Here is an 11,487-nt window from a genome sequence, read left to right on the forward strand (position 1 = left end):
TGCCGTCATGGAAAGAGAGCATCTGAGAGCCACCGAACTGGATGCGACTCTTGCATCGATCGCATCGGGCGTCATCATCTACGATACCGCCGGGGCTATTGTCCGGGTGAACGAAGCGGTGCGCAAGATGATCGACAGAGCGTCGCTCTCTCTCGATCCGATCCGTTTCGAGGAGCGCCAGGCGGGTTTTGGCGTCCTGCGGGAGGATGGGACGCCGCTCTCTCTCGAGGCGACCCCGTACTACCGGGCGCTGCACGGAGAGACCGTGCAGGGAGAAGAGGTGATGGTCACCCGCCTGGACCGGGAACCGCTCTGGGTGGACACGTCGGCAGCTCCCATCCGCGATGCCGGCGGTGCTATCGTCGGGGCCATCGCCATCCTCACGGACATCACCGAGCGGAAGCGGGCTGAGGAAGCGCTCATACGCCATACCGAAGAACTCACCCGGCTTCACCGCGAACTGGAGGCCGCGAACCGGGAGGCGAACCTCTACCTGGACATCCTCACCCACGACATCGGCAACACCGAGAACGTTTCGAACCTCTATGCCGACCTGCTCATCGAGTCCCTGGAGGGAGAAACAGCCGGATACGTGAAGAAACTGCAGCGCAGCATCCAGAAGAGCATCGAGATCCTGGGCACCGTCTCAACCATCCGCCGGATCCACCAGGCGTCTCCGGATCTCAAACCGATGGATCTTGATGCCGCGATCCGGGGAGCAATGGAAGGTTATCCCGACAGCATCTTCTCCTATCACGGCGCGCATCACCAGGTCGAGGCCGATGACCTTCTCACCGTGGTCTTTGCAAACCTCATCGGCAACGCAGTCAAGTTCGGTGGTCCCGAAGTCGTAGTCGCCGTCCGGACGGAACAGGATGACGGGTTCGTCCGGGTATCGGTCGAGGATACCGGTCCGGGTGTCCCGGATAAAGATAAGCAGGAGATCTTCTGGCTGTACGAAATGAAGAAGCGAGGTGTCGGTAAGGGACTTGGTCTCTACCTGGTGCAGATCCTCGTGGAACGCTACGGCGGCAGGATCTGGGTCGAGGACCGGGTGCCCGGCCGCCCGGAAGAAGGCGCGGCGTTCAGGTTCACACTGAGACCCGCCCTGTAAACCCACTGATCGGGTTAATTCCGGCGGATGATGCCGACACTCGTGTTTTACCCCGGGAGTGCCGATGCCCCTCTGTGCCGTGAGTTCAGCGATGAGATCGACATCGCTCTTCGAGTCCCCGGGCAATTGAGTTATACGCGTAGATCCCTTCGGCGCGATGGAATTCTCTGTCCTTTACAGGCAGTGCGGCCAGGCTCTGCATGGAAGGGGGTCGGAAGAAGAGAAGATGTGCGTTTCGCCAGCGATTTGACTGTGAACGGTAAACGCCGAGGGGGAGATTTGAACTCCCGAGGTGCCGAACACCAGTGGCTTTCGAGGCCACCGCCTTCCCGGACTAGACTACCTCGGCACAGAATCAGCCTAGGGTATTTAGGCTCTTCGACTATAATAGTATCGAGATAATGCTCTGTCGATTCACTCTCATCCCGGACGGCAACGTGCTGATCTACCAGGGGCGGCCGGGGGATACCTACGAGGCCGCACTCCTCTCCTTCGGGCTCAATCCGGACGCGGCGCTGATCTTTCATCACGGAAGAAGCCTGCCGCAGGATAAAAAAATCGAGGAAGAGGAGGTCGGGATCTTCCCGGCCTCCTCACGCGGGTGACTTACTGCGGGCCCGGCTTTCCTGCCTGGGTGATCATCATATCGTCGACGCGGACGAGGAGCATGGCCGTCTCGGTTGCGCTCTTGATCGCCTGGGTCTTCACCCGCAGGGGCTCGATGACCCCGGCCTCGCGCATGTCCACGACCTCGCCGTTGTAGACGTTGAGCCCGGCGTACTTCGCGCCGTCGGCGTGGACCTTGCGCATGTCGACGACCTTGTCGATCGTGTCGAACCCGGAGTTCTCCGCGAGCGTCCTCGGGATGACCTCGAAAGCGTTCGCAAACGCCTCGATGGCGAGCTGGACCCGTCCGCCGACGGTTGCGGCGTAGTCGCGGATGCGGAGCTGGAGTTCGGTCTCCACCGAACCGCCGCCGACGACGAACTTGCCGTCCTCGATGGCATCCTGGACGACCCGGGCCGCGTCGTAAACCGCCCGCTCGAGTTCGTCCAGCAGCAGCTGGGAAGTGCCCCGCAGGAGGATCGTGACGGCTTTCGGGTTGTCGCAGCCGGAGATGACCGTCAGGTCGGCGTCGGGGACTTCCTCGGCCGCCTCAGCGTGGCCGAGCGTCGCCGCGTTGAGCTCCTCGGGCTTGTTGACGATGGCGCCGCAGAGCGCTTTCGCGGCGAACTTCATGTCCTCTTCCTTTACGTCCTCGACGGCGTAGATGCCGTGTTTCGCGAGGTAATACTGCACGGCATCGGCAATCCCCTTCTGGCAGAGGACGACGTTTGCGCCGGAGGCAACGATCTGGTCGGCGAGTTTCTGGAGGGACTCGCGCTCCTGCTCGGAGAACGCCTTCATCTGGTCGGAGGAGGTGATCTTGATCTTCGACTTGACCTGGGTCTTCGTGACCTCGAGCGGCAGGGCGAGCAGGGCTACTTTAGCGTCCGTGACCTTTGTGGGCATCTGCTCGAAGACGCGCTTCTTGTCGATGACGATGCCCCGGATCAGGTTGGCGTCGTGCATCGAGTCGCCGACCTGCGTCTTGATCTTGATGTCGTCCTCGTCCACGACGTAGGTGCCCTGGCCTGTCTCGCTCGCGACCTGGCACACCGCGTCAACCACGATGCCGGCGATCTTGTCCTTGACGGCTTCGATGGACTTACCGGTCATGGCGGTGTCGGCGATCTTCAAGAGGTCGTCGCGGTCGCCGAATACGACCGTGATAGCCAGTTCGTCGAGAATTTCGAGGGCCTTCTCCATGCCGAGCTGGTAGCCGTTCGCGATGATCGTGGGGTGAACCTCCTGGGCGAGCAGTCTCTCCGCCTCTTCCATCAGCGACCCGACGAGTACGGTTGCGGTCGTGGTGCCGTCGCCGACTTCGCCGTCCTGGGCCTCCGCAACCTCGACGACCAGCTTGCCGCCGGGGTGCTGCACGGACATCTCGTGCAGGATGGTTGCCCCATCGTTCGTGATCACCACGTCACCGCTGGAGCTGACCAGCATCTTGTCCATTCCCCGGGGACCAAGCGTCGTCCGAACGGCGGCCGCAATTGCCTTTGCAGCCATGATATTCGAGCGCTGCGCCTCGAATCCGCGCGTGCGCTCAACATTTTCCCGTAAAATAATGATGGGCTGTCCAGCAAGCATTGTATAATCCTCCTTTGTCCGTTAGGTTTGTTCAGAGGTTCTATATAAATTAGTCGATAGGGGCCGGCCTTCCCGGGGCACACCGGCCGTTCGGTACGGGCGGATTGCCTTTCAGCTGGCTTTACACGCCCGGTACTCCCGGCAGGCGGGCCGGGGATTATTGAAAAAAGCGTGAGCCGGGTCTTCACCCGAGTCTCGATATCGCGAAGAGCGAGTGGACCGGGACGCCGTCGATCTCCCGGGCACCCTGCTTGTCGAAGAGCGACCAGATCGCCATCGGCACGGCTCCGTGCCGCCGGAGGAACGCTATCGCCTCGGCAAGCGTCGTTCCGGTCGTGACGACGTCGTCGATGATGATGCAGCGCTGCCCGGTAATCGTGGAGAAGGTGCCCGAGAGGGATCCGGTGGGGGTCTCGCTCCGGCTGTGTTTCGCCGGGAGGTATACCGCGAGTTTCAGCCCCTCCTCCGCAGCGATCAGGGTGGCGAGCGGGATTCCCGACAGCGCGATGCCGACGACCGTATCCGGCTCCTCTCCTCCGGAACGCACGTCCTCCGCCTCCGCCAGGTAGAGGAAGCGCTTGAGCATCATCATCGCCATGTCGCCGAGGAGGGTTCCATGGCTCCCTATCGCCGTCCAGTCGATGTGGACGTCTTTTGGGGCCTCCATGCCCTTTTGCTGGGTGAGCAGCCAGGTGACCGTCTCCATCGAGAGGCCCAGCTCGTCGGAGATCTGGCCGGGAGTGTGCCCTTCTGCCTGGAGCGCCTTTGCCTTCGTGATCAACTCTTCGAGGGCGGACATGGAGAAGAGATCTCCAGGTAATCTATTTAAATTTTCTTTTGATTGCTGCGCCGCAGACCGGACATTCCCCCGGCTCCCGCCAGTATCGGCCGCACCCGCTGCACCGGTAGCGCCACTTAATAGCCCGGGCCGGCCGTTGCCGGATGCTCCTGGTCTCGATGCCGAGGCGGTGCGCGACGTTCTGGACCGCGAAGTCGTCGGTGACGAGGACGGCCGATAACTCCAGCGCGAGCGCGAGGATATCCCGGTCGGTCCCGGAGAGCACCCCGGCGTCCCCGGTCCCGAGTGCCGCCGCGTCGACCCTTGAGAGGTCTTCCTCGCGTGGTTCCCGGACCCGGAGTCCCGCGGCCGCGAGCGCCTCAAACCGGCACTTCGCATGGAGGTCGCCGAGTTCCCCGACAACCGAGGGGGTGGTCCAGGCCGTCTCCTCTATGGGCATCTCCGAGAAAAAGACCGAGGCGTCGAGGACCAGTGTCATGCCGAGAACTCCACGGTATCGTTCTCCCGGCACCTGATCGCGTACCCGAACGTTTCAAGCAGCCGGCAGGCGGTCTTCGCGTGCATCGAGAGGGTGTGGGTGCTGTACTCCCCGCCGTAGCAGGCGAGGTAGACGAGAAGCTGGTCGGCGAGGTGGACGTCGACCGTGCCCGGGCTGCGGCATTCTTCGATCAGGGCCCGGGCGGCCGTCCGGCCCACCTTTTCGGCGGGAAGCCCCCTCTTCCCGAGAGCGACGGCGCCCTTCGCCCCGCTCCACACCGTGACGGAACTCCCGGTGCTCGCACCGTCCTCCCGGGGGTCGAGAGCCACGGTGCAGGAGAGGCCGAGTTCGCTCTCGAGGAGGTTCCGGGCAGCTGCCGCCTGGCGCTCCGTGACGTGACCCGGGAGGCCCGCCGAGCAGGAGACAAGCCCGCACCCGCTATCTTCCCCCTCCGGGATCACGATCGGACCGGGCCGCCCGGGCTCCACCCGGACATGCACCCGCCCGCCTCCCCGGGGGTAGTACCCGCGTTCGAGCACCTCGATACGGATCGAGGCCCCGGCGCGGCGGAGGACCGGTGCGAGGACGCGGTCTACGTAATCGATCGTCGGGCTCCACGGCACCTCCGTCCCGCCCGTGACGGTGATGCTCCCGCCGGTATGAAGGGCGACCGGGAGCCACGCCTGCAGGATGAGAGGGATGCTCCCGGCGGTTCCGGGGTCGATCCGGAGATCGGCCCGCCGGAGCCGCCCCGGGGTGAAGGTGATCTCGCTGCTCCCGGGTGAAAGACCGGTGCATTCGGCTTCGCAGGCCCCGGCGACCGCCCGGACTGCGGCGATGTGCTGGGGCGCGAGCCCGGGGTTCGGTCGGTTCTGCCGGATCCGGGTGACGGTGACCGGAGTTCGAGAGATCGCCGATAGGGCGACCGCCAGGCGGAGGACCTGCCCCCCTCCCTCCAGGTGGGTTCCGTCAACGGTGAGCATCTTCCCTGATCGCGGTAGCGATTGCGTTCGCGGCCGATATGAAGCTTGAGGCGTTCTCGTAGGTATCGCTGGAGACGACCGAAGCCACCCCCGCCGCCCGCAGGCGGGTATAGGCGCCGCTCGTGAGCACCCCGTGAACGCAGGCCGCGTGGATGGATGCTGCTCCCTGCTCCCGGAGCATGCAGGCGGCGGTCGCGAGGGTCCCGCCGGTGGATATGATATCGTCCACGATCACGACGTCCCGGCCGGCTGTATCGACGGTCTTTGGGGCGATCCGGACCTCTTCACCCGAGAGCCGGGTCTTTACGAGGTGGTCGCAGTCCCACCCGCCGACGGCGGCGACATCGGCCGCAAAGTCGGTCGCCCCTTCGTCCGGAGCGAGGACCAGAGGGTTCTTCAGGCGCAGGTCGCCGATGTACCCCCCGACGGCCGGGGCGATGGTGACGTCTCTCGTCGGGACGCCGAAATGATCCAGCACGCTTCGATCGTGGATGTTGACGACGAACGCCCGCTCGATCCCGGTCGAGAGGGCTCGCGCAACCGCCCGGGCGCTTATCGGCTCGCCCGGGAAAAAACGCCTATCCTGCCGCGAGTAGCCGAGATACGGGACCACCAGCGTGTTCCTTGATTGGTCGGCGGCATCGATCGCGAGAAGGGTCTGCACGAGCATATCGTTGTCCACGACGCTGCTGACGATCAGGGTCTCATCGTCGAGTTCTCCGCACTTAAGATACATTTCTCCGTCGGGAAAACGGGTAAATTTCGTCTCGACCAATGGGGCCCCCAGTTTTTCGGCAATGCGGGCTGCGAGAACCTGGGACCGTTCCGTACTGATTATTCTCATAGAACACCTTTGCTAGAAAGTATTTGAACGAGGATGAATAAATTATATAAGTACCAGTGCAGCAAAGAGGTAAACTCGACGATGGATTCGACGACATCAACGGAAATTCCAAACATAGAGCTCACGAATGACGAACTGGAGGATATGGATGTCCTTTCAGGTCTCGAGCTGAGCGCATCTTCAGATATCGACGTACCCCCGAATCTTATCGACCAGGTCATCGGTCAGGAGCACGCCGTCGAGGTGATCCGCAAAGCTGCGGTCCAGCGCAGGCACGTGATGATGATCGGCACCCCCGGAACCGGCAAATCGATGCTGGCGAAGGCCATGGCCGAGCTTCTCCCCAAAGAGGAACTGCAGGACATTCTGGTCTATCCGAACCCCGAGGATAACAATAACCCCATCATCAGGACCGTGCCTGCGACCCGCGGCAAACAGATCGTCAACGCCCACAAGGTGGAGGCGAGGAAGAAGATCCAGATGAGGAGCACCCTCGTCATGCTCCTCATCATCGGCATCATCGGCTATGCAGTCATCACTTACCAGTGGCTCATGGGCATCATCGCCGCTGCGTTTGTATTTATGGCGCTGAAGTATTCGATGCCCCGCGAAGAGGCGATGGTCCCGAAGCTCCTGATCTCCCACGACTCGAACTCGACGGCGCCTTTTGTCGACGCCACCGGTTCGCACGCGGGGGCCCTGCTCGGGGACGTCCGGCACGACCCCTTCCAAAGCGGCGGGCTCGAGACGCCTTCCCACGACCGCGTCGAGGGAGGGGCCATCCACCGGGCGCACGGGGGGGTTCTCTTCATCGACGAGATCAACACCCTCACCCCCCACTCCCAGCAGAACCTGCTTACTGCCCTCCAGGAGGGCACCTTTCCGATCACCGGCCAGAGCGAGCGCTCGAGCGGCGCGATGGTCAGGACCGAGCCGGTCCCCTGCCGGTTCGTGATGATCGCGGCAGGCAACATCGACGCCATCCAGGGGATGCACCCGGCGCTCCGGTCGCGTATCCGGGGCTATGGCTACGAGGTTTACATGCGCGAGACGATGGAGGACACCCCGGAGAACCGGAAGAAGTTCCTCCGGTTCATCGCCCAGGAGGTCCAGAACGACGGGAAGATCCCCCACTTCGACCGCAGCGCCATGCTCGAGGTTCTCCGCGAAGCCCGGCGCCGCTCGAACCGGAAGGGCCACCTGACCCTGAAACTCCGTGACATGGGCGGGCTCATCCGGGTGGCGGGCGACCTCGCCCGGCAGGAAAGCGCGGAGTTCACCACGGTAAAGCATGTCCTCGCCGCAAAATCGGCGTCCCGCTCGATCGAGGACCAGATCTCCGACGAGTACATCCGGCGGAGCCGCGACTACGAGATCACCGTCGTCGAGGGCACCAAGATTGGACGGGTGAACGGGCTTGCCGTGATGGGGAGCGACTCCGGTTCGGTGCTCCCGGTGATGGCCGAGGTGACCCCGAGCCAGGGGGCGACCGGCACGGTCATCGCGACCGGTATGCTCAAAGAGATCGCCAAGGAGTCGATCACGAACGTCAGCGCTCTCATAAAGAAGTTCACGGGCAAGGATGTCAAGAACATGGACATCCACGTCCAGTTCATCGGGACCTACGGCGGCGTCGAGGGGGACTCGGCCTCCGTGACCGTGGCAACAGCGGTGATCAGCGCCATCGAGAACATCCCGGTGCGCCAGGACGTCGCGATGACCGGATCGCTCTCGGTCCGGGGCGACGTCCTTCCCATCGGGGGAGTCACCTACAAGATCGAGGCGGCGGCAAAGGCCGGGATCAAGAAGGTGATCATCCCGCGGTCGAACTTAGACGACGTTCTCATCGAGGACCGCTACCGCACGATGGTCGAGGTGGTCCCGGTCGACCACATCGAGGAGGTTCTCCAGAACGCACTCGTGCCCGAGAACCGCGAAGGGTTCCTCTCGAAACTCCGGAAGCTGGCGGTCACCCCGACCGCCATCTTCGACCCGAACGCCGGGCGCTCCGCGGTCTGATGACCTATGGCTGAAGTGCGGTACTACGACATCCGGTGCGTACGTGGCGAGATCACCCTGGTCGACATCGACAACGGGGTGATCGAGTCCGCAGGCACCTCATTTTTCGACAAAGCCGTGATCCGGGTGCTCGGATCGAAAGGCTGGGGCATCCTCACCCGCGACCACGTCGATATCGATTCGAAGCGCGAACTGAACGCCCTCATCGAAGCGGCGGCGCGCCTCGCTGCGGTCACACAGGACCGCCTCGACCTCGCCGATGCGCCGCGCGGCGTGCTCCCCGTTCCGCCCCTCGGGGAGGACCCCCGTGATATCGACCTCGAGGAGAAGACCCGGCTGCTTGCCGGGGTAGAGGAGGCGGCACGCGTTGCCGGGGTGGGAAACACCCGGGCGCGCTACACCGAGGGGATCGACTCGGTCCGGTTCCTGGATTCGAGCGGGAACGAGTACTCCTACGAGGCGGTCCGGTCCGGGTTCTCGGTCCTCGCGATCGCGTCCAGAAACGGTGTGATGCAGATGGGGAGCGAACGCGACCACATCACCACCGGGTTCAACCTCCGGAACAAGCAGATCCTCGGCAGGAAAGCGGGCGAGGTCGCGGTCTCCCTGCTCGACGCAAAACTCCCGAAAGGCGGGACGAAACGGGCCGTGCTCGACCCGGAACTTGCGGGGGTCTTCACCCACGAGGCGGTCGGCCACGCGAGCGAGGGCGATCTCGTCCGCGAGGGCGCATCGGTTCTCGGAGGGAGGATCGGGGAGCGGATCGGGTGCGAGGGACTGGTCATCGTGGACGATCCCTCCCTTCACGAGTTCGGGTTCATCCCCGTGGACGCCGAGGGAGTGGCCGTGCAGCGGACCGAGATCATCCGCGACGGCATCCTCTCGTCCTACCTGCACAACCGCGAGACCCTCGCGGCGGTCGGGAACGGAGTCCCGGGACACGCCCGCTCCGAGCACGGGGCGCCGCCGATCGTCCGGATGAGCAACACCTTCATCGAGAACGGCGACGCGGCCTACGACGAGATCCTTTCCGAGTGCAGGGACGGCATCCTGTTGATCGGATCGAGGGGCGGCCAGGTCGATCCCGGCCGGGGTGTCTTCCAGTTCAACGCGGAGTACGGCTACCTGGTCGAGGGCGGCGAGACGACGGATATGGTCAGGGACGTCTCACTCTCGGGCGAGATCCTCTCGACGCTCCATAACATCGCTCTCGTCGGGAACGACCGGAAGATGAGCCCGGGATACTGCGGCAAAGGCGGACAGAGCGTGCCGGTCAGCGACGGCGCGCCGCACCTCCTGCTCGAGAACGCAACCATCGGGGGGCGGGGCGGATGAAGGGCGAAGACCTGATCGAGAGAGTCCTCCGGGAGGGCGAGCGCCGGGCCGACGAGGTCGAGGTCTTCTACGCCCGCGGAGAGAGCGTCAGCACCGAGATCAAGAAGGGCATTATCGGCACAGCCGAGGAGTCGGAAGCCTGGAGCATGGCCGTCAGGACGGTCAGGGACGGCCGGATAGGGTTCTCGGCCACAAGCGATCCCGACCGGTGGAAGGAGTGCCTGGACGCGGCGCTCGCGAGCGGGAGGCTTGCCACCTCGCAGCAGTGGGGCGGGTTCCCGAGACCGGCCAACCTGACGAGCACCGCATCCTCATCGGACGGCGACCTGATCGTCGCGGTGGAGGACGCGGCGGGGATGGTCGCCGACCTCCTTTCGGGTGCCGCGGAGCACCCGGTGGAGGTCGTCGGCGGGGGCGCGAACCTCGCCCGGTCGTACCTCATGGTCGCGAACACGAGCGGCGTCCTCTACGGCATGGACCGGACGGTGGCGGCGGTATCCCTCGAAGCGATCCGGGAACAGTCCACGGGCTACGAGTTCGACGCCTCCCCGTTCCGTGCCGATATCGACGCCCGGTCGGTCGGGGAGCAGGCTGCCTCGCTTGCCGCACGCTCTCTATCGGGGCGCGATATCGCGACCGGGCGTTACGACGTCGTCCTCTCCCCGGTTGCGGCCGCAAGCATTCTTGGCCATGTTCTCCTCCCGGCCCTATCCGGGCGGAACGTGAAGGCCGGACGGTCGTTCCTCGCGGACAAGATCGGTGAGCAGGTCTTTGACGAATCGCTCTCCGTTTATGACGACCCGTTTGCTCCCGGCCTCGGGAGCACCGTCTGGGACGCGGAAGGTGTCCCCACCCGCCGCCTGGTCTTCGTGGAGCAGGGAGTGCTTGGCCGGTTCGCCTACGACCTCAAGACCGGCTACCGCTACGGCGAGGGAAGCACGGGGAGCGCCGTCCGCTCCGGCGGCGAACCCCCGGGGATCGGCGTGCACAACCTCTTCATCGACGGCCCGCGGGCAAAAGAGCCCGGCGACGAGCGGGCGGTCTGGATCCACGACGTCGTGGGCGCCCATACCGCGAACCCGTTCTCCGGCGACTTCTCGGTGGAGATCTCCAACCCCTTCTGGATGGAGGGCGGGGACCTCGTCGAACCCATCCGTACGGCGATGCTCTCCGGGAACGTCTTTGAGATGCTCGCGGGTATCGGGGGGCTCGGAAAAGACACAAGACGCGTCGGACGGCTGACGATTCCATCAATACGGTTAAATAACCAGCAGATCATTGGTAAATAGATGATGGAAGAGATCCTTGCCATCCTTCTCGCGGTCGCGATAGCCGCGGCGCTCTACTACCTCATGAAGAAGGCCCTGACGCTCGTCATCAACGCCATCGCCGGGCTCATCACGCTCTGGCTCCTGAATTATTTCGACGTCCTCAGCTGGTTCGGCGCTCCCGACATCCAGATCAACCTGGTGACGATCCTCATCTGCGCCCTCGGCGGGCTGCCGGGCGCCCTGGTCCTGGTCCTGCTCCACCTTGTCGGGATCGCGATCTGAGAGGGTTATCAAGGTTCGCGGGGCTTCACTCGCGTTTTGGAGGCCGGAGGTTTTCTCCAGCCCCCGATCCCTGCCCGGTCTTTACTTAAAGGGTGTCTGGGTATCCTATCTCATGTATCACGGTAAAGGCAAAGCGAGGTGAAATCCCGGTACAGTGGACCGTGGT

General features: G+C 64.0%; 11 protein-coding genes and 1 tRNA gene. 6 read left to right on the top strand and 6 right to left on the bottom strand.

Features of this window, described 5'->3' with window-relative positions:
• Window positions 1–1,114: PAS domain-containing sensor histidine kinase (locus tag BRA62_RS11020; protein WP_292366621.1), on the top strand; the 1,114-nt coding region annotated here is incomplete at its 5' end.
• 264 nt (window positions 1,115–1,378) lie between these two features.
• Here BRA62_RS11020 and BRA62_RS11025 read toward each other — a convergent pair.
• Window positions 1,379–1,463, bottom strand: a tRNA-Ser gene (locus tag BRA62_RS11025).
• A gap of 52 nt (window positions 1,464–1,515) precedes the next feature.
• Here BRA62_RS11025 and BRA62_RS11030 point away from each other — a divergent pair.
• A complete protein-coding gene (locus tag BRA62_RS11030) occupies window positions 1,516–1,719 on the top strand; it encodes a thiamine S protein (protein WP_292366622.1) in 204 nt (67 codons plus the stop codon).
• Window position 1,720: 1 nt separating this feature from the next.
• Here BRA62_RS11030 and thsA read toward each other — a convergent pair whose 3' ends face one another.
• The 5 genes from thsA to BRA62_RS11055 all read right to left on the bottom strand — a co-directional run bounded on the left by thsA (window position 1,721) and on the right by BRA62_RS11055 (window position 6,414).
• On the bottom strand, window positions 1,721–3,310 hold the full coding sequence (thsA, locus tag BRA62_RS11035) for a thermosome subunit alpha (RefSeq protein ID WP_292366623.1): 1,590 nt from the start codon (window positions 3,308–3,310) through the stop codon (window positions 1,721–1,723).
• A gap of 184 nt (window positions 3,311–3,494) precedes the next feature.
• Complete coding sequence (locus tag BRA62_RS11040; RefSeq protein ID WP_292366624.1) at window positions 3,495–4,109, bottom strand: orotate phosphoribosyltransferase-like protein; 615 nt, start codon at window positions 4,107–4,109, stop codon at window positions 3,495–3,497.
• A 22-nt stretch (window positions 4,110–4,131) separates the two neighbouring features.
• Window positions 4,132–4,587, bottom strand: a complete 456-nt coding sequence (locus BRA62_RS11045; RefSeq protein WP_292366625.1) for an NOB1 family endonuclease — start codon at window positions 4,585–4,587, stop codon at window positions 4,132–4,134.
• Window positions 4,584–5,570 (bottom strand): RNA 3'-terminal phosphate cyclase, encoded by a 987-nt coding sequence (gene rtcA, locus BRA62_RS11050; RefSeq protein WP_292366626.1) that lies wholly within the window; start codon window positions 5,568–5,570, stop codon window positions 4,584–4,586. Before rtcA ends, BRA62_RS11045 begins: the two co-directional genes overlap by 4 nt.
• Complete coding sequence (locus BRA62_RS11055) at window positions 5,557–6,414, bottom strand: ribose-phosphate diphosphokinase (RefSeq protein ID WP_292366627.1); 858 nt, start codon at window positions 6,412–6,414, stop codon at window positions 5,557–5,559. The genes rtcA and BRA62_RS11055 overlap by 14 nt, the downstream gene beginning before the upstream one ends.
• A gap of 81 nt (window positions 6,415–6,495) precedes the next feature.
• Between BRA62_RS11055 and lonB the strand changes: the two genes are divergently transcribed.
• Genes lonB through BRA62_RS11075 form a run of 4 tightly spaced genes read left to right on the top strand, consistent with a single transcriptional unit; the run spans window position 6,496 to window position 11,321 of the window.
• Window positions 6,496–8,433 carry an ATP-dependent protease LonB gene (gene lonB, locus BRA62_RS11060; RefSeq protein WP_292366628.1) on the top strand — a complete coding sequence of 646 codons (1,938 nt, stop codon included), beginning with the start codon at window positions 6,496–6,498 and terminating at the stop codon, window positions 8,431–8,433.
• 6 nt (window positions 8,434–8,439) lie between these two features.
• On the top strand, window positions 8,440–9,768 hold the full coding sequence (locus tag BRA62_RS11065) for a TldD/PmbA family protein (RefSeq protein WP_292366629.1): 1,329 nt from the start codon (window positions 8,440–8,442) through the stop codon (window positions 9,766–9,768).
• Window positions 9,765–11,057, top strand: a complete 1,293-nt coding sequence (locus BRA62_RS11070) for a TldD/PmbA family protein (RefSeq protein WP_292366630.1) — start codon at window positions 9,765–9,767, stop codon at window positions 11,055–11,057. The genes BRA62_RS11065 and BRA62_RS11070 overlap by 4 nt, the downstream gene beginning before the upstream one ends.
• A complete protein-coding gene (locus tag BRA62_RS11075) occupies window positions 11,058–11,321 on the top strand; it encodes a pro-sigmaK processing inhibitor BofA family protein (protein ID WP_292366631.1) in 264 nt (87 codons plus the stop codon). It begins immediately after the preceding gene.
• The last annotated feature ends 166 nt before the right edge of the window (window positions 11,322–11,487 follow it).

This window comes from Methanoculleus sp. UBA208, assembly GCF_002498065.1.
In the GTDB taxonomy this organism is placed as follows: domain Archaea; phylum Halobacteriota; class Methanomicrobia; order Methanomicrobiales; family Methanoculleaceae; genus Methanoculleus.

Bases quoted from the DNA above. Each gene is read 5' to 3' on its own strand.
- BRA62_RS11070 (WP_292366630.1), top strand. From the start codon at position 9,765: ATGAAGGGCGAAGACCTGATCGAGAGAGTCCTCCGGGAGGGCGAGCGC.
- BRA62_RS11045 (WP_292366625.1), bottom strand. From the start codon at position 4,587: ATGACACTGGTCCTCGACGCCTCGGTCTTTTTCTCGGAGATGCCCATA.
- rtcA (WP_292366626.1), bottom strand. From the start codon at position 5,570: ATGCTCACCGTTGACGGAACCCACCTGGAGGGAGGGGGGCAGGTCCTC.
- BRA62_RS11040 (WP_292366624.1), bottom strand. From the start codon at position 4,109: ATGTCCGCCCTCGAAGAGTTGATCACGAAGGCAAAGGCGCTCCAGGCA.
- BRA62_RS11065 (WP_292366629.1), top strand. From the start codon at position 8,440: ATGGCTGAAGTGCGGTACTACGACATCCGGTGCGTACGTGGCGAGATC.
- thsA (WP_292366623.1), bottom strand. From the start codon at position 3,310: ATGCTTGCTGGACAGCCCATCATTATTTTACGGGAAAATGTTGAGCGC.
- BRA62_RS11055 (WP_292366627.1), bottom strand. From the start codon at position 6,414: ATGAGAATAATCAGTACGGAACGGTCCCAGGTTCTCGCAGCCCGCATT.
- BRA62_RS11075 (WP_292366631.1), top strand. From the start codon at position 11,058: ATGATGGAAGAGATCCTTGCCATCCTTCTCGCGGTCGCGATAGCCGCG.
- BRA62_RS11030 (WP_292366622.1), top strand. From the start codon at position 1,516: ATGCTCTGTCGATTCACTCTCATCCCGGACGGCAACGTGCTGATCTAC.
- lonB (WP_292366628.1), top strand. From the start codon at position 6,496: ATGGATTCGACGACATCAACGGAAATTCCAAACATAGAGCTCACGAAT.